Consider the following 21,910-nt stretch of genomic DNA (forward strand, 5'->3'; position numbering starts at 1 on the left):
TTGATGCCTATGCTTCATAAATGCGTTAAATCAAATTTATTACCTTCCAATTTTAACCATAATCAGAAGTCGATGGTAATCTAGTGATGATTTTCAGTCACTCTACGACTCATCATTTTGTTGCTACAAATGTAATGAAAATGTTGCAATATAATCAACAAGTATTATGATCAATACTCACTCTATTAAAAATTAAAGGAATAATAATGAGAAGAATCACCATGCTGCTATTGGTACTTATGCTTAGTTTTACTAGTAAAGCTAACGACTTATCATCAAGGGCATCGATTGAAAAATTAATGGAATTAACTGAAGTTTCAAAAATGATAGAGAGTATGCAAAGTCAAGTTACGCTAATGTTTGAAGGTATGTCGAAAAAAATGAATATTTCGGACAAAGAGAAAGTTCATTTTGATAAATATATGGATAAAGTAAATGCCCTTCTTCATGAGAAAATGAATTGGCATAGCTTTAAAGAGCCAATGATAGACATTTACAGCCGCAATTTTACCGAAGCAGAAATACAAGGGTTAATAACATTTTATCGTTCAGATATTGGCAGAAGTATGACGAAAAAAATGCCTTTAATTATTCAAGACTCAATCATACTTTCACAACAGTTAATGCAAGATTTTATACCCGAAGTCCAATCTTTAGCCAAAGAGCTTAGCGCGAGTATCGAACAATCTCGCCAAAAAGATCAAACAAACAAGTAGTTCAAAGGTATTGGCAACAGTAGTATTGTCAATACCTTATTTATAAATCAAGGCTAATTCACACAGTATTAAAACTCAAAATACTCACTAAACACTTTATATAATTCTGTACCTTGATTCACACTCGCCGAGGCAAAATGTAAAATAGGAATGACTTTTTTATCCAGTGAAATATAGTGCAATGGATCGCCGTCACCATAATTATCCATGCGTAAAATTCTCGCCAGCGGTTCACCTGCAGCTAATGGTTGACCAAATTCAGCCAAGTAATCGACCATCCCTCCCATTGGCGAATAAAAGGCTTTGTAGTTTTTTAAATAACATCCATAACGTGTCATCGTTTTAGGTCGGTATTCAGTGGTGTTGATGACGTTTTTATGCTGTAAATAATTCATAATACTTTTAGCATCTTCTAAGGCTACATCAAGATCAATCTGTTCTTGCGAGCCTAATTCAACGGTAAAGCTTTCTTTGTTAATAGACGCTGAACTAATCGAAAACTCGATACCTAATTCAGCAAAAGCGTCTTGTAATGACCACCAAGGGCAGAATGTTGCTTCATCTAAGGCACCATCAAAGTCATTAGGAATTAATAATGTATGTGGAATATCAAAGTACTGAGCGCTTTCTTGCGCATATTCAGGGCAGTATAAATGTTTACTTGAAATAGGCCCAGTATGTAAGTCTAAAACGTAGTCAGCTTGATGAGCCAAGCGCTGTAATTGATAAGCAATGCGTTGTCCGGTCGTTAGCCCATAAATATTATGGTTAAGTTTTTCTTCAATACTTTCAATCATTAGCTTTTTAAAATTGGCTTCAATAACTTGATTTTTTTTGCCAATACATTCACGAACAAACGGCTTGATGATGCTTTCATCAAAGTGATACATCCGATTCCAATTCACTCCGGTGATAGGATCAAATCTGCCAAGGGTATATTCACCATTTTTATGATTACAACCCACAGGGTTGGCATAAGGTACTAAGGTAATATCGCCATTTATTTTTGTGTTTTTCAATAATTCTAATAGTTGAAAAATAACCGCATTACCTTGCACTTCAGCGCCATGCATATTCGCTTGAATATAAACACTGGGTGCATCAGTACGTCCTTTTATACGATAAACAGGAACGGTAAGTGCTGCGCCGCTCGCCATTTCACCAACATGCATAACTTCTTTTTTTATTTCATTCATTTTGTTCACTTTATCTTAAACATTAAGCTGAAGTATTTATCGCTATCTTAAATACCAATCCGCTGGTTGTGCTGCTCTGACTTCAACCAACGTCCCTTGACTAAACACGTATTCAGCAGCGATATGGTGACAAAGAAAGAACGGCATACTTTCAGTAAAACCGTAAGCACCGCAATAGCCAAATACCAGTTGATCGCCAACAGATACGTCATCAGGCAAAGGCAACTTACCCAATTTGTCCATACTGGTACATAGCGGACCATGAATATCAAACAACTGTTTTTCGCGTGTAGACTCTCGTAGTAAATTTACCGGAAAAGGCTGTTCGGTTATCGCCGGTCTTAACAAATGATTGATACCTGCGGCTAAGACTAACTGCTCTTGACCATAATTCATTTTTCTATCAACAACGGGGACCACATAATAACCACACTCAGCAACCGCAAAACGGCCCAATTCTAACCATAACTCTTCGGCACCTGCCTGCTGCTTTATGATCGCCAGATCAGTAATAATTTTCTGCCAAGAAAGTGTTTTGCCTTGCTGTAAATAATCAATACCTAAACCGCCACCTAAATCTAAGATTTTTAATGGCATACCTATGTCATCAGCTAAACCTTTTAATGGTGCAACCATTTGTGACCACAGCGAGAACATTTTTTCATTACTGAGCATATTGCCCCATTGAAAAATATGTAAACCACACAACTCAATACCAGGAAAGTTAACGACTTTAATGCTTTGCCACTGCTCTATCGACAAACCAAATGGTGTTAGGGAATTTCCCCCTAAAGGGTTTTTTTCACCCTCTGGCCATTGCAACTGAACCCGCAACAGCACTCTTGGCTTAACATCATGCTCAATAGCTGCTTCATTTAACCAAATTAATTGATTCAAACTTTCAGCAACAAAAATATTAACCCCTTGTTTAATGAACGACGTTATTTGTGCTTTTGATTTTGCCGGACCGGTATTTAAGATACGTTCGGGTGTAATACCTTGCTTTAAGACTTGATTTAATTCGCCACTGCTCGCCACATCAAAATTAAAACCCGCATCGTCTAAGGTTTTAATGATGTTAGATAACGGGTTCGCTTTTACCGCAAACCATAACTTAATGACGTCTTGGCGTTGTAGTTCGGCTAAATGGGCTTTAAGCGCATCAAGATGATAAACAAAGTAACCTTCTTGCTGGCTACTTTCAGGTTGTTGTTTTGTTAACTCAGCGCTTAATTCAAGCGCCGAAGGAGAATCAAAACAATAGGTAGTATTTACTAACTCAGACATGATATTCCTGCTTTACCTTAGAGGGCTTAACGTAAAATAGACTCGAGTTCTAACGAGGCATTACTTTTTTCATCGCGATATTTAACGATTAATGCACAAGCCATATTTAAACCGTGCGTTTTCGCCCACGCCCCTGAAACCGGACGTGTTCCTGGCACCACTACAGCACGTTCAGGAATATCAGCACCTTTTTCAAGCATCACTTCATTCACACAATCGTAAACAGGCACTGACGCTGAAAGTGAGACACCTGGCGCTAAAACAGCCCATTTTTTAACAACAATACCTTCGACAATGACCACACCAGCACTTAGAAAGGCACCATCTTCGATAATAACAGGGCTTGCACCAACCGGTTCTAAAACACCACCAATTTGAACAGCGGCAGAAACATGAACATTTTTACCTATTTGGGCGCACGAGCCAATTAATGCATGGCTATCAATCATAGTACCTGTATCAACAAAAGCCCCAACATTAATGTAAGCGGGTGGCATAATAATGACACCAGGAGCAACATGCGCACCACGGCGAACTGAAGAACCACCCGGTACTAATCGCACTTTATCGTCAGCGGTAAACTCACGCGCAGGTAAATTATGTTTATCGACAAACCCCTTATAAATGCCATCAAAAGCAATGTTTTCGCCCGCTTTAAATGCTGATAATATAGCTTCTTTTACGGCTACATTGGCCTGCCAATTTCCTGCTTTATCTTGATTTGCCGCACGAACAGTACCTGCTTCTAATTGTGTTAATGTTTCTTGCCAATTCATTTTAAATTCTCATGTTAATACTTAAAGGGATCACTTAGCTTGAGTTTCAAGCCATTGATTAATTAATTTATCTGATGCTAACAGCGAGTTGCAGTCGTTAAGTTCTAAATGGGTTAACGGCGCACGTAAAAAGGGAGTGTTGATCATTTTATTTTGGTGCATTAATACTTTTACGGGTATGGGACTTGCCACCTGAAAAAGCTCATCGACCGCATTTTGCCAAAGTGGAAATAAACCTTTAGTCTCACCAGCTAGTGATAGCTCGACGTATTGATGAGTCGCTGCCGGCCAGACATTACTACAAACCGAAACTAACCCTTTTACACCTGCTTGTGCTAAGTAAGGCATCATGGCGTCTTCACCACTATATAGGGCAATATCTGGACAATACTGGCGATAGGCGAGTACCTGATTTAAATCGCCACTGGCTTCTTTTAACGCCCAACAATGCTGATGATTTTGCACCGCCTGTAAAGTTTCAATAGCAATAGAAACACCGCTACGAGAGGGGACGTTATATAACATACAGGGGAAGTTGGCGGCATCAAGTAAAGCACTAAACCATTGCGTTTGACCTATCACACCCGGCTTTGAGTAAATGGGACTACCAAGTAAGTAGGCTGAAATAGGTAATTTATTACAAGCTGTTATCCAATTAATTTGCTCGGTTAACTGATAACCGCCAACAGCAACCATTAAAGGTGCGCTGAGTGATAATTGGCAAACGAATTCAACAATCTTAACTTGCTCTTGCGATGTTAAGGCCAGGCCCTCTCCTGTACTACCTAGCAAGACAATACCATTACCGGCGTCAGACTGACTAATAGCTAATTGTTTGAGGCTTGGAAAATCGATTTGACCATCATCAAGTAATGGCGTAATTAATGCGGTCCATAAAATAGTATGATGAAGCGTTGGGTTAGCTGTTAAGCTAATTTTTTTTGATAGTTTTATTTGATTCATTTCTCTCGAACTCTGTTCGTTCGGAGAACTTTTAGGCGTTTGTAATAACCAAGATAACAATCACTTATGTGAAGAGCATTAGGCTTTACAAAGGCCAGAAGCTCCCCACCAAGTTGGTGACAATTGTTAGGATTCAACCCAAACAACCGATAAGTAAATTATCAAAAAATTACTTACCTCGGCATTAATCCCCCTCGTTACCAATCATTAGAGCTTGATCTCTTTATGATAACTACCTGGTTAATGCTCCTCTTCTGGCCCTTTATCATAAGTTTCGCTTGTTTGAAAAAACAAAACTTTATTGAATTCAGGACAACAACATTAGAACATTTATTCTAATGTTGAGTCAATAGTGCTCTAAATGAAGATAATACGGATATATTATATCTTATGAAACAATGATCGCTTGTTCAATTTGTGCCAAGCGGTCTTGCCCCCAACAAATAACATTTTGAAATCGAAAACAAGGCGCTCCCCATAACCCCATGCCATCTAAAGTACTTTGGTTGGTATCAGACCATTGTTGCCAGTCATGTTCATTATTATATTCTAACGCTTGTAGATAATTGATTTTATGCTGCTGACATAAAGATTCGATTACCGATTTATTTGATAAGTCTAAACCGTCAACATAAATGGCCTTAAACGCAGACTTAATAAAATCGAGTTCTTTATTTTGTTGTTCTGCATACGAAAAAATTTGAAAAGCATTAAAAATACCTTGCCCTAAAGGATCTGCAATACCGGTAAAAGGAATATTAAGTTTTTTAGCTTCACGACTGGCATCAAAAACAGCATAACGTTCTTTATTTTCTGTCGTGGTTAACCCCCGCATAATCAAAGGTAATAACGGCTTTATCTTTAAAGGGATCTGATAATGCTGACTTAACTTTTCTGCTTGTAATAAACCAATGTAAGAATAAGGGCTTCGTAATGAAATAAAGGCTTCTAATATTTTCGTGTCAGCGATGTCAGCTGCATTATCTTTCACTTGTTGCTCAGCAAAGACTAATTTATTTTTTTGATAAACAGCAACACTGTCATCTTTTGCTAAACCAAAGTCAGCCAAACGTTTTTCTAGATGTTCAAGCCTATCAATACCAACAAACCATTGCCCCGCAATAAAAATAGACGAAGGTAAGTAATGCCCTTGTTTAACTAAACGTATTAAATTTTTAATTTGATAATTTATTACCGGTGTAGAAGCATGATAGTAGTAATCAAAATCATTCGACCAAGTCTGTTGAAAGAGTTGCCAAGCATTATCGAGTGTTTTAGGTCGCAACTGCCACATTTGCTGACCAGTAAAGAGTGATTCTTGAGTCGGTCGTTGCGTTATTTTTTTCAATTGATATTGATCAGCAATAAAGTTGGCATCTTTTATTGCCCAAGTGCGCATTAATTTGGGATCGATAGTTACCCCTGGAACACTTTCATAGACTAAGAACAATTTAAATTGAATATTGAAACGTTGCTCTAGCTCTGGTAACACTTGAATCAGCATAAAGCTATAAGGGTCATTAAGTGCTAAGTAAACTTCAGCGACAGGTGTTTTTCTAAACCAGTTAGGGACGGTAAAATAGCGAAATTTTAATAACCATGCACGCTTATCACTGCGTATTAGTTTCACTTTAAACCAAGTAAAAAATTTAGTAAAAATAACCCACTCCCTGAATTTTATATGGTGATTTGCAAATTTATTATTCGCCTTTCTGACATGATAATAATATTCACGTAGAATAGCGGCTATTATAAACATATCTTTTCGTTAAGCGTATAAAATACCGTTAATTAATTTAGGGTATAAGTTATATATTTATGAATGCCATAACCCAATTATTTGAGAATAACTTTGTTAGATAACATCAATCAATTATTGCTGCGTAATCCCGATTTACTAAAAGCAAAAGCGCCATTATTTATCAACTTACCTATTGACGATTTTTTTGAAGAATACCATGCACTTCACCCTCAAGCAGTGATGACATGTTATAACACGAATTATCAATCACATTTACAAGCCAAACGATTAGACCTCACTCAAATGACTGCGGTATTTAATGTCTATTATCAAAGTAAGACTGCCCACGACTTAGTGATTATTCAGTTTCCTAAAAGTAAGGCCGAGTTAACTTTTATGCTCGCGATGATAAAAGACTCGATAGCAAATGAATGTTTAGTTTTGGTTGTCGGTGAGAATAAAAGCGGTATTAAGTCATTAGCAAAGTTGACAGAACAACAGCTTGGCGATTGTGCAAAAATTGATGCTGCTCGCCATTGCTTATTATTCGCAAGCAATATAATTGCGACGCAAGAGTCTTTTATCTTAGACAACTGGCTAAAGCCATATTCTTTTATGATTAAAGACATAAGTGTAGATGTGGTTGCCTTGCCTGGTGTATTCAGTCAAAACGGCCTCGACATTGGCACTCAGGTATTGTTGGAAAATTTACCAAAAAAAATTACCGGCGAGCTACTCGATTTTGGCTGTGGTGCCGGAGTCATAGCCAGTTACTTGGGTAAAGTTTTTCCTGAAATTAAGTTACACTTACTTGATGTTAGTGCCTTAGCATTATATTCAGCGCAAGCAACATTGAAATTAAATAATTTAACTGGCCACGTTTTTCCATCAGATAGCTTGTCAGATCTAAAAGGTAAGTACGATTACGTTATTTCAAATCCACCCTTTCATCAGGGCCTTAAAACCAATTATCAAGCAACAGAGACATTCCTTTCAAAAATAAAACCCCATTTAAAACCGAAAGGACAAGTCACTGTGGTGGCAAATAGTTTTCTCCGTTATCAACCCATCATGGAAGAAGCGATTGGTAGAACACAAATTTTAGCTAAGCAAAAGGGTTTTTCTCTTTATCATTGTTCAATTTAATTGCTCAATATAAAATTTAAGTTACTATAAATATATGGAAAAAATGAAACGCATTCACTCATTAAAGAAAAAACTGATGATTATGATCATCGGTTTCATTGTATTGTTTGTTACTCTTTCTTCTTTTATCATCGCTAATTCATTTATTGAAGATACAAAAGAAGACGCAGCGACTAATACAAAATATTGGGCCGAGCTTATCGCTAATGCCAGCAGCACCAATCTTGTTAATGATAAAACGCTGTTAACTGATCATTATTTATCCATGCTTAAATCTGTCCCTTATATTAACCACGTTCATATTTATAAAGTATCCCCTGAGCCTGAAGGCATAGTGTTTTTTGCGAACTATAATAAAAGTATGAGCTCACCTATACTTGAAAAAACAGATAGAATAATGGAGTTATCTTCAGTAAAGATAAGTACTTATATTATAGAGCTTATGGTACCCATTACCCAGCAAGATAAAAAAGTTGGCTACGTTTATATACAAGTTGGTACTGACTATATTAAACGTATAACAAACAACATGTTCTTGCGTTATAGCGTCATTATTTTCATGCTTATTTTAGTGACGCTTTTAATAACAATAATACTCAACCGCTTTATTACCATTCCTATGTCAGATATGGCAAATAAAGTACAAGATATTTCGAAACATAAACAGTTCAATTTACGCATTGAACAAATGCCTTTTAAAGAGCTCGATATTCTAGCGCGCAACATAAACATCGTACTCAATAGAGCTGAAACACAACTTGCTAAACTCTCAGATGCCAAGCAACTCACTTATCAGCAAAACAAAGATCTTGAAAATAAAGTCAATAAACGTACCCAAGCCTTGAAGGATTCCAATAATGAATTACTTTCAACATTAGAAAAATTGCATCAGTTTCAAGGGCAACTTGTTGAAAGTGAGAAAATGGCTTCGTTAGGCGATATGGTTGCCGGTGTCGCTCATGAAGTAAATACACCGATAGGTTTAGGCGTTACAGCTTCAACATTATTATCGGATCGCTTATTAGAAATAAAAAAAGCTTTTGATGATAAAACCTTAAAATCAAGTCAATTGAAAAAGTTTCTTGTTGAAGGTGAAGAAAATACCGCAATTATTTACCGTAACTTGAAGCGCGCTGCAGAATTAATTGCCAGTTTCAAAAAAGTTGCTGTTGACCAATCAAGTGAAGAAGCACGAACATTCAATATCAAAAATTTGTTTGACGACATATTATTAACGTTAGCCCCACAAATTAAAAAGTTACCTTTTATTATTAATGTGGACTGTCCAAGCGAACTCGTCATAAAAAGCAAACCCGGTCCTATCAATCAAATAATTATTAATTTAATACAAAATTCTATTAATCATGGCTTTGATGACAGAGACCATGGTGTAATTACCATACAGACTAGTATTTCTAGCGATATGCTTACTATTGACTATCATGACGACGGTAGGGGTATTGAGCCTTCTATTATGAATAAAATTTTTGAGCCTTTCACCACCACAAAAAGGGGTTCGGGTGGCAGTGGCTTGGGCTTACATCTGGTGTATAATTTAGTCACACAAGCACTAGGTGGAAAAATATCCTTTATTAGTGAAATTGAAAAAGGGGTTAATTTCAAAATTATTATCCCAACACAAGTCATTAAAGAAGATTAAAGTTGTGCTGATAAATATTTGTTGAATAAGAAGAAACTAACAAACTTGATTGTTTTTTAGTTAGTGGTTCTATACCATACTAATAATTGTATAAATAATTAACAAAATAAGCATTAGTAACATAGCGTTAATATAATTTTCAGCTATAACTAACATACCGTAAACATTATTGCTAAATACATAAAGAATGGAAAAAAAAACATGCAAAAACCTCACATACTTATCGTAGAAGACGAAGATGTTACACGCTTTAACCTACGTAACTTGTTTGAAGCAGAAGGCTATCAAGTATCAGAGGCTACAGACGGTGAGAGCATGGATACTCAATTACAAAAAAACACCATTAATTTAGTCATCATGGATATTAACCTTCCGGGTAAAAATGGCTTATTATTGGCAAGAGAATTAACCAGCAACAACGAGCTAGGGTTAATATTTCTTACCGGTCGTGATAGTGATATAGATAAGATACTTGGTTTAGAAATTGGTGCTGATGACTATTTAACAAAACCATTTAACCCACGTGAATTAACAATTCGAGCTCGAAACATTCTTAACCGAATTGGCCAGACAAAGAATGAAATTGAAAAAGCAGTGATCACTTTCAATAAATGGTCACTCGATGGTAATTCAAGAAAAATGACCGCACCTGACGGGCAAGTTTTATCTATACCTCGCGGCGAATATCGCGCTCTACGTTTATTAATTGAAAACACGGGCCAAATTGTTACTCGCCAGCAATTGATTAAAGAAATGACCGGGCGTGACCTTCGCTCAAATGACCGTACCGTTGATGTAACGATTAGGCGTTTACGCAAACATTTTGAATCGGTACCTGACGCTGCTGAATTAATTAATACCATTCACGGTGAAGGATATCGTTTTATTGGCTCTGTAGATTAAGCGCGCTTTAACAATAAATAATTAAAAAAGGGGAAGCAATAATTGCTTCCCCTTTTTTAATTGTCTTAAATCATGGTTATTTTGAGTCTAACCATACTTTAAAAGCAGTAACGGCATTTTTATTTATCTCATTCAACTCAGAGATAAAGGCTGATTTTTCTGGCCATTGCCCGGGTAATTTTTCAATTGCCACCAACTTAGCATGAGCGGTTAACAAACCAACACTGCCAGTTGCACCTTTCATTTTATGGCAACGTTCTTGCCATAATACTTGTGACTCTTGTGCAATCGAATCGATAATGTCTTCAATATAGGTCTTTGATTGCTCAATATATAAGTCCAACATCTGTTGCACAATATCTTGTCCTAAGCTATCCAAGTATCCATCTAATAAATTAACATCTAACTGTTCGGTATAATTCACAAAACCTACCTTAAATTATAATTATCGTGGCGTAATTTTCTTCATTGTAACAATATCAACGCCGATGTCATTAAACAAATGCCTTTCATCTAGATTACTTCAAAGTCATTTGAAAAGCATAAAACCATATGAATACAGAGCGTTTCAATAAGTTATCTTGCTCAGTAACTTAAAAAAGAACTGTCGCTATATCTACAAGGAAATATACGTTAGAATACGCGCCCTTAATAAGTTTGTTATGTACTGAAGTTTCAAAAAGCCCTTTACATAGCGTGTTAGAAATACTGGAGTAGAAATGTCCACATTAATGCCTGATATCGCCAACCACACCACAGCTCAAACCGAAGGTACCCTCGATTGGGTTGGAATGAGTAATATAGAAATGCCGATGATGGTTGCTTCGCAAGGTGAGAATGAGCGAATGGTTTCTACTTTTATTGACGCGTTTGTAAACTTAAAAGAACCACAAGCAAAAGGCATTCATATGTCTCGCTTGTATTTACTGCTTGATGAACTTTCAACCAGTAATACTTTAGACTTTCAAAGCTTGGTCACTTTACTCAGTGGTTTTATCAGTAGTCACCACGATCTTAGCGATAATGCTAAAGTGCAGTTCCGCTTCGACTATCACTTAAGAAGAAAATCATTAATTAGTGGTAAGCAAGGCTGGAAAGCATACCCAGTAACATTAACCGGTCGTTTAAATAAAGGTAAACTCGATATAGAGCTAGCAGTTGATGTTAGATATTCATCAACTTGTCCTTGTTCTGCCGCCCTTGCTCGACAGTTAATCCAAAAAGCTTTTAAAGAGAAGTTTAATAGCCAAGAAGCCGATTTAGACTCAATTCATGAGTGGCTGGGTACAACTGAAGGTATTGTTGCTACACCTCATAGTCAACGCTCAGTTGCTGAATTAAAAGTAAAGTTAAATGCCAACATTAGTGAATTCCCTATTACTGCATTAGTCGATATTATTGAAGGCTGTTTAAAGACACCCGTTCAAGCCGCAGTAAAAAGAGAAGATGAACAAGAATTTGCGCTACTGAATGGTCAAAACTTAATGTTTTGTGAAGACGCCGCTCGTCGTTTACAACACGCAATGAATAATACCGCTGGATATGACGACTTTTGGCTACGTATCAACCACCTTGAATCTTTACATGCCCACGATGCGGTAAGTATTACGACTAAAGGCATTGAGGGTGGCTACCAACCCTAAACTATTGATATTCAAGTACAAAAAATAAGTTATTATTAAAGCCAGTAATTACTGGCTTTTTTATTGATGAATTTTCAGCGTCTTCTACACCATCTTATCCATACATCAATGAATAAAAGATGAATAACAGCTAAAATCAACATATCTCAGCATATCTCGTCATAAAAATAAAAATGTAATAAAATTACAACAAAGTAAACAAAAATCATTCTCAACTCGCTAAAAGCTATTGATAACAGCTTAAAAAACAGGCGACAAAATCAACAAAACCAACCTAGACAAGCAATAACCAATAAAAACATATAGTTACACTAATGTACAAAAACTACGAGCAAATACTCTATTTTGATTGACCTTTTATCGATAAGTGTTTAATGTGAAGGGTTCCACCTGAGTGAAAACAGAGTATTTATGCATTATTTGTATAACTTTATTCCTTTAACATGTTCTCTGTGCTCAAGTGGTTATTTCCTGAGGAGAAAATAACATCATGCTTTACGATCACAGCGTTCAAAAAGACAACTGCGGATTCGGCTTAATTGCTCACCAACAAGGTGAAGCAAGTCATAAACTAGTAAAAACGGCAATTCATGCCCTTGATCGCATGCAACATCGTGGCGGTATTGCTGCTGATGGTAAAACAGGTGACGGTTGTGGCTTGTTGATGCAAAAACCTGATACCTTCTTTCGAGCTATTGCCGAAGAAAACAACTGGAAGCTTGGCAAAAAATACGCTGTAGGTATGATTTTCCTCAATCCTGACCCTATTCAAGCCGCTTTAAGTAAAAAGATTCTTGAAGAAGAGTTAGCGCGTGAAACCCTAACACTTATTGGCTGGCGCATAGTGCCTACTGATACTTCTATGCTAGGTGAGACCGCTGTCAATAACATGCCGCAAATAGAGCAAGTTTTTGTTGATGCTCCTCCGGGCTGGAGAAATAGAGATTTAGAACGCCGCTTATTTATGGCACGTCGTCGTGCAGAAAAACGCATTGAAGATAGCGTTTTTTATGTGGCAAGTTTGTCGTGCTTGGTAACTATCTATAAAGGCTTAATGATGCCGGTAGACTTACCTAACTTTTATTTAGACCTTGCTGATATTCGCATGCAAACGGCCATTTGTGTTTTTCATCAACGTTTTTCAACCAATACTTCTCCACAATGGCATTTAGCACAGCCTTTTCGTTATTTGGCTCATAACGGTGAAATTAATACAATTAAAGGTAACCGACAGTGGAGTCGTGCCCGTACCCACATCTTTAAATCACCTTTATTACCCGATCTTCAAGATGCTGCGCCCTTTGTTAATGAAAGTGGTTCTGACTCATCATCACTAGATAACATGCTGGAATTATTCCTTGCTGGCGGTATGGATTTATACCGAGGTATGCGTTTATTAATGCCACCTGCTTGGCAAAATAGTCCGTTAATGGATGAAGACTTAAAAGCGTTTTACGAATTTAATTCTATGCATATGGAACCATGGGACGGCCCAGCCGGCGTTGTAGTTACCAATGGTCGCCATGTTGCCTGTAATTTAGACAGAAACGGCTTACGTCCTGCTCGTTATGTTATTACTCGTGATGGCTTTATCACCCTTGCCTCTGAAGTAGGTATTTGGGATTACGGTGAAGATGAAGTGGTCGAAAAAGGTCGTGTTGGCCCAGGTGAAATGCTTGCCATTGATACTTACACCGGCAAAATATTTACTTCTACCGATATTGATGAAGAACTAAAAGTTCGCCACCCTTACCGTGAATGGTTGGATAAAAACATCCGCCGTTTAGTGCCCTTTCATCAACTCGATGCCGAACTTATTGGTAAGCGTATTTTTGATGATAAAGGCCTATCGCAATACCATAAAATGTTTAATTACAGTTACGAAGAAATTCATCAAATTGTAAAAACATTGGCTGAAAATGGCATGGAAGCAACGGGTTCTATGGGCGATGACACCCCTATGGCAGTACTTTCAAGCCAACCTCGTACAATTTATGATTATTTCCGCCAGCAATTTGCTCAGGTAACAAATCCCCCCATAGATCCATTACGTGAACGCTATGTTATGTCGCTGGGTACCTGCATTGGTCGTGAACATAATGTTTTTAACGAAACAACAGGCCATGCCGACAGAATTTTGTTTGCAACACCTATATTAATGTATACCGGATTAAAGCAGCTACGTGAACTTGCCCCTGAGCATTACCGCAGCGACACACTGAACTTAAACTACCGCACAGAAGAAGGTTTAGAAGCGGCGATTATTCGTTTATGTGATGAAGCCGAGACATTAGTTCGTGATAAAAACACCGTTATTTTAATACTTTCAGACCGTCAAATTGATAAAGGGTTTTTACCTATACCTGCAGCGATGGCAGTTGGCGCAGTACAACAACGCTTAGTTGAAACACAATTACGTTGTGACTCAAATATAATTGTTGAAACGGCATCGGCAAGAGATTCACATCACTTTGCTGTGTTACTAGGTTTAGGCGCTACCGCTGTTTATCCTTACCTTGCTTTTGAGACAATTGAGCAATTAGTTGAACAAGGACAAATTGAGTTAACGGCGCGTCAAGCTGTAATGAACTATCGTGATGGCATTAATAAAGGCTTGTTGAAAATATTATCTAAGATGGGTATTTCAACAATCGCCAGCTACCGTTGTGCAGGTTTGTTTGAAGTGATTGGTTTGCATCAAAATATCATGCAAATATGCTTCCCTGATTTACCAAGTCGTATTCAAGGCGCTGATTTTTCAGACATAGAACAAGACAATATTAACCTTGCTCGCAAAGCCTTTTTAGCACATCAGAAAGTCAATCACGGCGGCTTACTTAAGTATGTACATGGCGGTGAATACCACGCTTATAACCCTGATGTCGTGATTTACCTACAAAAAGCAGTTCAATCTGGCGATTATGCAGATTACCGCCTGTTTGCCGATCAAGTAAATAATCGCCCAGTGGCAACGTTACGTGATTTATTGGGCTTTAAAGAAGATACCCAAGCCATAGATATCAGCAAAGTAGAACCTGATACTGAAATGTTTAAACGCTTTGATAGTGCCGCTATGTCTATTGGTGCATTAAGCCCTGAAGCTCATGAAGCATTGGCAATTGCCATGAATCGTTTAGGCGGTTATTCAAATTCAGGTGAAGGGGGTGAAGACGAACGCCGCTTTGGTACCGTAAAAAATTCACGTATCAAACAAATTGCTTCTGGCCGATTTGGGGTGACACCGCATTACTTAGTTAATGCCGATGTACTACAAATAAAAGTCGCTCAAGGTGCAAAACCTGGCGAAGGTGGTCAATTACCCGGTGATAAGGTTTCACCGTTAATTGCTAAGTTGCGCTTTTCAGTACCCGGTGTGACTTTGATTTCTCCACCACCACATCATGATATTTATTCAATTGAAGATTTAGCTCAGCTTATTTTCGATTTAAAACAAGTTAACCCTAAAGCGGTTATTTCAGTAAAACTGGTTTCAGGACCTGGTGTTGGCACTATTGCTTCTGGTGTTGCTAAAGCTTACGCCGATTTTATTACCATTTCAGGTTACGACGGCGGTACTGCAGCTAGTCCATTGAGTTCGGTTAAGTATGCCGGTTGTCCATGGGAATTAGGTTTAGCCGAAGCACACCAGTCATTAGTGACTAACGGTTTGCGTCATAAAGTACGTTTACAAGTTGACGGCGGATTAAAAACTGGTATCGATATTGTTAAAGCGGCAATTTTAGGCGCAGAAAGCTTTGGTTTTGGTACCGCGCCTATGGTCACTCTGGGCTGTAAATTCTTACGTATCTGTCATTTAAATAATTGTGCTACAGGTGTTGCAACACAAGACGATGTTTTACGTGAAAAATTCTTTAAAGGTTTACCTGAGCAAGTAATGAACTACTTTAAGTTTATTGCCCAAGAGGTACGTGAAATTTTAGCCCGTTTAGGGGTCGAAAGCTTAACAGCGATAATTGGTCGAACCGACCTACTCGTTCAATTGACAGGTTTAACAGCTAAGCAGCAAAAATTAGATTTATCACCTATTATTGCTCCTGTTGTAGCAGGTGCTGATACGGCTCTTTATCAAACAGAAGGAAATGAGCCCTTTGACAAAGGCGTATTAAATAAAGAAATATTGGCGGCTTGTACTGATGCTGTTTCACACAGCGCAGGCGGTGAGTTCCGTTTTTCTATACAAAACACTGATCGTTCTGTCGGTGCATCATTATCGGGTGAAATTGCTCGTCATCATGGTGACCAAGGGATGGCGTCATCTCCTATTAAAATTTATCTTAATGGCACAGCTGGCCAAAGTTTTGGTGTTTGGAATGCCGGTGGCTTAGAAATGACCCTGACCGGTGATGCCAATGATTACGTTGGTAAAGGAATGACTGGCGGTAAGCTAACCATCAAGCCACCTAAAGGTGTTGAGTATTTAAGTCATAAAACCATGATTATGGGTAATACTTGTTTATATGGCGCAACCGGTGGCAGACTTTATGGCTGTGGCCGTGCGGGTGAGCGCTTTGCGGTGCGTAACTCGGGTGCTCATGCTGTAATTGAAGGCACTGGTGATCATGCTTGTGAATACATGACGGGTGGCATCGTGACCATTCTTGGGCAAGTTGGTGTAAACTTTGGTGCCGGTATGACAGGTGGTTTTGCTTATGTGTTTGATGAATCAGGTGATTTAGATGTCCGCTTAAATAGCGAATCTATCGAATTATTACCAATAAGTGATCTGACTATTCATCAAGAACATTTACGCGGTATTATTAACCAACATTTTGATGAAACAGGTAGTGCACGCGCTCAAGAAATATTAGCTGACTTTGATGCTTACGCACCACGATTTAAATTAGTTAAACCTACGGCAACCGATGTTAAAACCTTATTAGGTCATCGTAGTCGTTCATCTGCTGAACTTCGCGTTCAAGCACAGTAGTCGTGTCGAGAATGCGAATTAAGGGAAAACAGTATGAGTAAAAATGTTTATCAGTTTATCGATGTTAAACGCATCGATCCGCCTAAAAAAGCGATTGAACAACGTAAAATAAATTTTGTTGAAATCTATCAGCCATTGAGTACTGACCAAAGTGCTGGCCAAGCAGATCGTTGTTTAGATTGTGGTAATCCTTATTGTGAGTGGCAATGCCCTGTTCACAATTATATTCCACAATGGTTAGAGTTGGTTACCGAAGGTAAGATTTTTGAAGCTGCTGACTTATGTCATCAAACAAATAGCTTACCAGAAATGTGTGGCCGTGTTTGTCCACAAGATAGACTCTGTGAGTCTGCCTGTACATTAAACGAAGATTTTGGTGCGGTTACTATTGGTAATATCGAAAAATATATTACCGACACTGCCTTTGCACAAGGGTGGAAACCTGACTTATCAGACGTAGTAAAAGTGAACAAACGTGTTGCTGTTATTGGTGCTGGCCCTGCAGGTTTATCTTGTGCTGACGTACTAACACGTAATGGTATCGACGCTGTTGTTTACGACAAACATGCTCAAATAGGTGGCTTGCTCACTTTTGGTATTCCATCATTCAAACTAGAAAAAGATGTTATTCAAACGCGTCGTGAAATCTTTGAAGGCATGGGCATTGAATTTAGATTAAATGTCAATGTCGGTGTTGATATTACCATTGATTCATTAAGTGAAGAGTACGACGCGGTATTTTTAGCGCTCGGTACCTACACAGATATGACAGGTGGCTTTGAACACGAAGGCGCTGCTGGTGTTTATACCGCACTCGATTTCTTAATCGGTAATACACAAAACTTAATGAAAATCACTGAAAATGCTAAACCTTTTATTAGTTTTGAAAATAAGAAAGTCATTGTACTCGGTGGTGGTGATACGGCAATGGATTGTGTACGTACCTCAATTCGTCAAAGTGCTACCGAAGTAACCTGTGCTTATCGTCGTGACGAAGCCAATATGCCGGGTTCACCACGTGAGGTTCAAAATGCTAAAGAAGAAGGTGTTAACTTTCAATTTAACATACAACCTCTTGATATTGCTGTTGATAAAGAAGGTAATGCCTGTGGTGTTAAATTTGTAAAAACTCAACTAGGCGCTGCGGATGCGAAAGGCAGAAGAAGCCCTGAACCGATAGCGGGTAGTGAGTTTATTATGGAAGCTGACGCCGTCGTTATTGCTTTTGGTTTCTTACCTAGTCCACCACAATGGATGAAAGATGCCGGTGTTGAAATAGATAAACGTGGACTGGTGTTAGCCGCTGATAATAGCGAATTTGCTTTACAAACCACTAAACAAAATATTTTTGCCGGTGGTGATATGGTGCTAGGTTCAGACCTTGTTGTTACAGCTGTTGATCAGGGCCGCAAAGCAGCAATAGGTATTTTAGACTTTGTGCTAAGTTAACCTATATCTAGCGTTTATTTTAAAAAGCAGCTTAGGCTGCTTTTTTTATGCCTAAATTTAATAATATAACCACCCATTCAAATAAAATGAGCTATATTAATAAAAATAAAAATCTTGGTTAAGGTTTATAAATAGTATTGCTACCGAGTATATTACGGATACTTAAAATATATATGATCAAATTATTTAACAATTATCTCACCATTTTAATAATAACTTTTTTCCTTTTATTGGTACCGTTTAATGGCAAAGCTGAAGTCATTGAAGTTGTTACCGAGCTTCTAGAGCCTTATCAAATTAAAAACCCGGATGGTAGCTTAGGTGGTTTTTCTACCGATGTCGTTGAAGCTTTATTTAAAATAACTGAAGACCATCCTAAGATTCAGGTAATGCCTTGGGCAAGGGCATACGACGTTGCACTTCATAACCCTAATGTTTTAATTTACTCTATTGCACATACAAAGCTTAGAAATAAAAAATTTCATTGGATCGGTGCCCTTAAAGAAGAGCGCTTATATTTTTGGGGATTAAAAAAACATTACCCTAAAACTAACTATAAAGTCTCCGCATTAAAAAACCGTAAGATCGCTGTTTCTAGAAATTCTAATTCAGCACAATATTTACTCGCTCAAGGCTTCTCCAATATTTACCAACTTGCTAACGAGCGACAAAACATGGATATGTTATTTATTGATAGAGTTGACCTAATACTTGCAACACAAATTACCATAGAAACCAGAGCTAAAAATCTGGGCTATGATTTTAGTGAGTTACAAAGGTTAAACGAAGTAGCCGCTTTAAATAACAAACTCAGTATTGCCTTTAGTCTTGATACGTCACCGACATTGATAAAAAAATACCAAACGGCATTTCAACAATTAGTAACCACAGGTCAACTTGCAAAAATTAAAGAAAAATGGAAATTATATTAACCCTCATATAAATAAAAATTCATTCTTTAAGCGTATAAAATATAGTAGCTACCTGATTACGCGTTTGGCATAATTACCTTAATTTTTAGATTCAGTAAACGGATAACAATATGATCCATAGTATGACGGCTTTTTCTCGCTTTGAAGTGAAAGGTGATTGGGGTAATGCAGTTTGGGAAATTCGATCTGTAAATCAACGATTTTTGGAAACTTACTTCCGTTTACCAGAACAATTTCGTAGCATTGAACCGGCATTGCGCGAGCGATTTCGTAAACAATTGAATCGTGGCAAAGTAGAGTGCAGCTTGCGTTTCAATGCTAATCCATCAGCAAAAAACAATTTATCACTTAATAAAGGCTTAGCTGAACAACTGCTGCAGCACGCAGGTTGGATAAACGAACAAACACTTAATAGTCAATTAAATCCTTTAGAAATAATGCGCTGGCCTGGTGTCATGGAAGCTGAAGAAGCCGATATGACCAACATTCAAAAAGAAATTTTGGAAGGATTTGAACAAGCGCTAAAAGACTTTATTGATGCTCGGGCAAGTGAGGGAGAAAACTTAAAAGTATTAATTGAACAACGCCTTGAAGGTATTGTTGATCAGTCAGACAAAGTAAAAGCATTTATGCCTGAAATCATTGCATGGCAGCGTAAGCGGATCACCGATAAATTCACCGACGCCAAAATTGAGCTTGATTCAAGCCGAGTTGAACAAGAGCTAGTGTTACTTGCGCAAAAAATGGATGTTGACGAAGAAATTGATCGCCTATTTAGCCATGTAAAAGAGACAAGAAGCATCCTAACAAAAGGTGGTGCACAAGGTCGTCGCCTAGATTTTATGATGCAAGAATTTAATCGTGAAGCGAATACCTTAGGATCTAAATCGATTAATGTTGATATCACCAATGCAGCTGTCGAACTAAAAGTACTTATCGAGCAAATGCGTGAGCAGATCGCGAATATCGAATAGGTATTAAGTAGGTTTGATTCTTTTAAAAGCCATAGCAAACTATGGCTTTTTTTATGGCTGAAAAGACAACTTAACATAGTAAATATAGACATAGCTTGGTATAACATCAGCAAAGACTTTTGTCAGGAAACTTTAAAAATGATCACACTATCCGCCAACCAATGCCGCATTATTGGTGTAATGCTTGAGAAAGAAATCACAACACCTGAGCAATATCCACTTTCATTAAATGGTATTACCCTAGGCTGTAATCAAAAAAGTAACCGTGAGCCGGTAACGAATTTTTCTGAAAGTGATGTGCAAAACTTAGTCGATGAATTAGTAGAAATGAATCAATTAATGGTAGATAGAAAAGCTTCGGTAAGGGTAAATAAATATTTTCATCGTTTTTGTGATACTGAGTTTGGTCATTTAAAATTTACACGCCAGCAAAAAGCCATTATTTGTGTGTTATTACTAAGAGGGCCGCAAACCCCGGGAGAGTTAAGAACTCGTACCAATCGTTTAGCTGACTTTACCGATGTCAGTGAAGTTGAAACGACTTTGCATCAATTGCAAAATTTAAACAGTAAGATATTAGTCAAAAAGCTAGCGCGAGAGCCTGGCAAACGTGATTCTCGCTACGTTCATTTACTTTCTGATACCCATGAAAATCAATTAGCTGATACTAACATTGTCGATATAGACGATAGTTCATCTGAAAATCAGCCTCGTCTGGAGCAAAGAGTAGCAGATCTAGAAAGGCAAGTTACCGTATTGAGCGAACAAGTATCATGCCTAACAGCATTACTTGAAAATAAGTAATTAACGATTTAATGTGCATGAATGTCTGCAGTAAAGAACATACACTGCAGATAATTCCATTATGCATGTTCTACAATCGATACTTGCTTAATTGTCTCGCTTAATTCATTAAGGTCGAGAACGACAACATCTGCCAAATTTTCATAGCTTGCTGTTATACCATAATTGATAAGACAAGACATGGTGTTAGCATTTCGCGCCGCTTGCAAATCATATAAATAATCACCAACATACAATAAGTTTTCAGGGGCTATCTGCCAAAGCTCAGCTAAATGTAGTAACGCATCAGGGGCTGGTTTAGCTTTGTGATCTTCTCGGGTCAGTAATATCTCAATATTGATATTATTGTTTTTTACTTTTATCGCCGCTGCTTGTCGACAATTTCTGGTAACAATCGCACAAGGTAGAGACAACTCAGCTAATAAAGTTAAAATTTGGTCGGTTCCCGCCAACTTATTTGCCGTCATAGCATCATTTATTTCATATTCTACTATCACCTCATGAGCCTCAACTTGATGATGTTCTGGTAAAGCATCAATAAAATCTAATAAATCTATGCCTTTTGGACACCCCAAGGAAGCTCTTATACTATCAAAATCTAAAGATGAAGAGACCAAGGTGTTGTCGAGATCAAATATCACCCCTAATGGTTTATGTGCTAACAATACTGTATTACTCCCGTTATCGGACAAACGAATTAAGTGTAATAATAACATTCGCTTTGATTAGCAATTTATTACACCAAGTTATAATTAAACTGTGCAGTAATACG

Annotated in this window: 17 protein-coding genes and 1 riboswitch; of the genes, 10 read left to right on the forward strand and 7 right to left on the reverse strand. The window is 37.7% G+C overall.

Translation table 11 applies throughout. From position 1 onward, the window contains the following. Nucleotides 1–206 precede the first annotated feature (206 nt). Entirely contained in the window at nt 207–716 is a 510-nt protein-coding gene (locus H4J56_RS00420) for a DUF2059 domain-containing protein (RefSeq protein ID WP_182258699.1), read from the forward strand. 68 nt (nt 717–784) lie between these two features. On the opposite strand, the gene H4J56_RS00425 is transcribed toward H4J56_RS00420, so the two are convergent. The 5 genes from H4J56_RS00425 to H4J56_RS00445 all read right to left on the reverse strand — a co-directional run bounded on the left by H4J56_RS00425 (nt 785) and on the right by H4J56_RS00445 (nt 6,568). Then, a complete protein-coding gene (locus H4J56_RS00425; RefSeq protein WP_404842398.1) occupies nt 785–1,921 on the reverse strand; it encodes a succinylglutamate desuccinylase/aspartoacylase family protein in 1,137 nt (378 codons plus the stop codon). 33 nt (nt 1,922–1,954) lie between these two features. Further along, nucleotides 1,955–3,199, reverse strand: a complete 1,245-nt coding sequence (locus tag H4J56_RS00430) for a PLP-dependent decarboxylase (RefSeq protein ID WP_182258700.1) — start codon at nt 3,197–3,199, stop codon at nt 1,955–1,957. 26 nt (nt 3,200–3,225) lie between these two features. After that, nucleotides 3,226–3,975, reverse strand: a complete 750-nt coding sequence (locus H4J56_RS00435; RefSeq protein WP_182258701.1) for a 2,3,4,5-tetrahydropyridine-2,6-dicarboxylate N-succinyltransferase — start codon at nt 3,973–3,975, stop codon at nt 3,226–3,228. Between the two features lie 30 nt (nt 3,976–4,005). Continuing rightward, entirely contained in the window at nt 4,006–4,938 is a 933-nt protein-coding gene (dapA, locus tag H4J56_RS00440) for a 4-hydroxy-tetrahydrodipicolinate synthase (protein WP_182258702.1), read from the reverse strand. Nucleotides 4,939–5,028: 90 nt separating this feature from the next. Further along, nucleotides 5,029–5,200: riboswitch (Lysine riboswitch) on the reverse strand. Between the two features lie 126 nt (nt 5,201–5,326). Then, nucleotides 5,327–6,568, reverse strand: a complete 1,242-nt coding sequence (locus tag H4J56_RS00445) for a DsbA family protein (RefSeq protein WP_182244135.1) — start codon at nt 6,566–6,568, stop codon at nt 5,327–5,329. A 222-nt stretch (nt 6,569–6,790) separates the two neighbouring features. Between H4J56_RS00445 and H4J56_RS00450 the strand changes: the two genes are divergently transcribed. From H4J56_RS00450 to arcA, 3 genes are all read left to right on the forward strand, one after another. After that, nucleotides 6,791–7,825, forward strand: a complete 1,035-nt coding sequence (locus H4J56_RS00450; protein WP_259368134.1) for a methyltransferase — start codon at nt 6,791–6,793, stop codon at nt 7,823–7,825. Nucleotides 7,826–7,868: 43 nt separating this feature from the next. Beyond that, a complete protein-coding gene (locus H4J56_RS00455) occupies nt 7,869–9,485 on the forward strand; it encodes a sensor histidine kinase (protein WP_182258704.1) in 1,617 nt (538 codons plus the stop codon). Nucleotides 9,486–9,686: 201 nt separating this feature from the next. Next, nucleotides 9,687–10,388: a two-component system response regulator ArcA gene (gene arcA / locus H4J56_RS00460; RefSeq protein ID WP_070375514.1), complete on the forward strand. Its 702-nt coding sequence runs from the start codon at nt 9,687–9,689 to the stop codon at nt 10,386–10,388. 76 nt (nt 10,389–10,464) lie between these two features. Here the strand turns inward: arcA and H4J56_RS00465 are convergent, their stop codons facing one another. Beyond that, a complete protein-coding gene (locus tag H4J56_RS00465) occupies nt 10,465–10,812 on the reverse strand; it encodes an Hpt domain-containing protein (RefSeq protein WP_070375513.1) in 348 nt (115 codons plus the stop codon). A 295-nt stretch (nt 10,813–11,107) separates the two neighbouring features. Between H4J56_RS00465 and folE2 the strand changes: the two genes are divergently transcribed. The 6 genes from folE2 to H4J56_RS00495 all read left to right on the forward strand — a co-directional run bounded on the left by folE2 (nt 11,108) and on the right by H4J56_RS00495 (nt 21,138). After that, nucleotides 11,108–12,031: a GTP cyclohydrolase FolE2 gene (gene folE2, locus H4J56_RS00470; protein WP_182221306.1), complete on the forward strand. Its 924-nt coding sequence runs from the start codon at nt 11,108–11,110 to the stop codon at nt 12,029–12,031. Between the two features lie 487 nt (nt 12,032–12,518). Then, nucleotides 12,519–16,979 (forward strand): glutamate synthase large subunit, encoded by a 4,461-nt coding sequence (gltB, locus tag H4J56_RS00475; protein ID WP_182258765.1) that lies wholly within the window; start codon nt 12,519–12,521, stop codon nt 16,977–16,979. A 33-nt stretch (nt 16,980–17,012) separates the two neighbouring features. Next, nucleotides 17,013–18,428: an FAD-dependent oxidoreductase gene (locus H4J56_RS00480; protein WP_182214432.1), complete on the forward strand. Its 1,416-nt coding sequence runs from the start codon at nt 17,013–17,015 to the stop codon at nt 18,426–18,428. Between the two features lie 173 nt (nt 18,429–18,601). Continuing rightward, the gene (locus H4J56_RS00485; protein ID WP_182258705.1) at nt 18,602–19,360 is read left to right on the forward strand and encodes an ABC transporter substrate-binding protein; all 759 of its coding nucleotides are present in this window, start codon (nt 18,602–18,604) and stop codon (nt 19,358–19,360) included. Between the two features lie 110 nt (nt 19,361–19,470). Beyond that, nucleotides 19,471–20,334 carry a YicC/YloC family endoribonuclease gene (locus H4J56_RS00490; RefSeq protein ID WP_182258706.1) on the forward strand — a complete coding sequence of 288 codons (864 nt, stop codon included), beginning with the start codon at nt 19,471–19,473 and terminating at the stop codon, nt 20,332–20,334. A 138-nt stretch (nt 20,335–20,472) separates the two neighbouring features. Beyond that, nucleotides 20,473–21,138: a YceH family protein gene (locus tag H4J56_RS00495; RefSeq protein ID WP_070375507.1), complete on the forward strand. Its 666-nt coding sequence runs from the start codon at nt 20,473–20,475 to the stop codon at nt 21,136–21,138. A 59-nt stretch (nt 21,139–21,197) separates the two neighbouring features. Here H4J56_RS00495 and H4J56_RS00500 read toward each other — a convergent pair whose 3' ends face one another. Then, nucleotides 21,198–21,854, reverse strand: a complete 657-nt coding sequence (locus tag H4J56_RS00500; protein ID WP_182258707.1) for an HAD family hydrolase — start codon at nt 21,852–21,854, stop codon at nt 21,198–21,200. Between the last annotated feature and the right edge of the window lie 56 nt (nt 21,855–21,910).

The organism is Colwellia sp. BRX8-4 (assembly GCF_014077345.1).
GTDB lineage: Bacteria > Pseudomonadota > Gammaproteobacteria > Enterobacterales > Alteromonadaceae > Colwellia_A.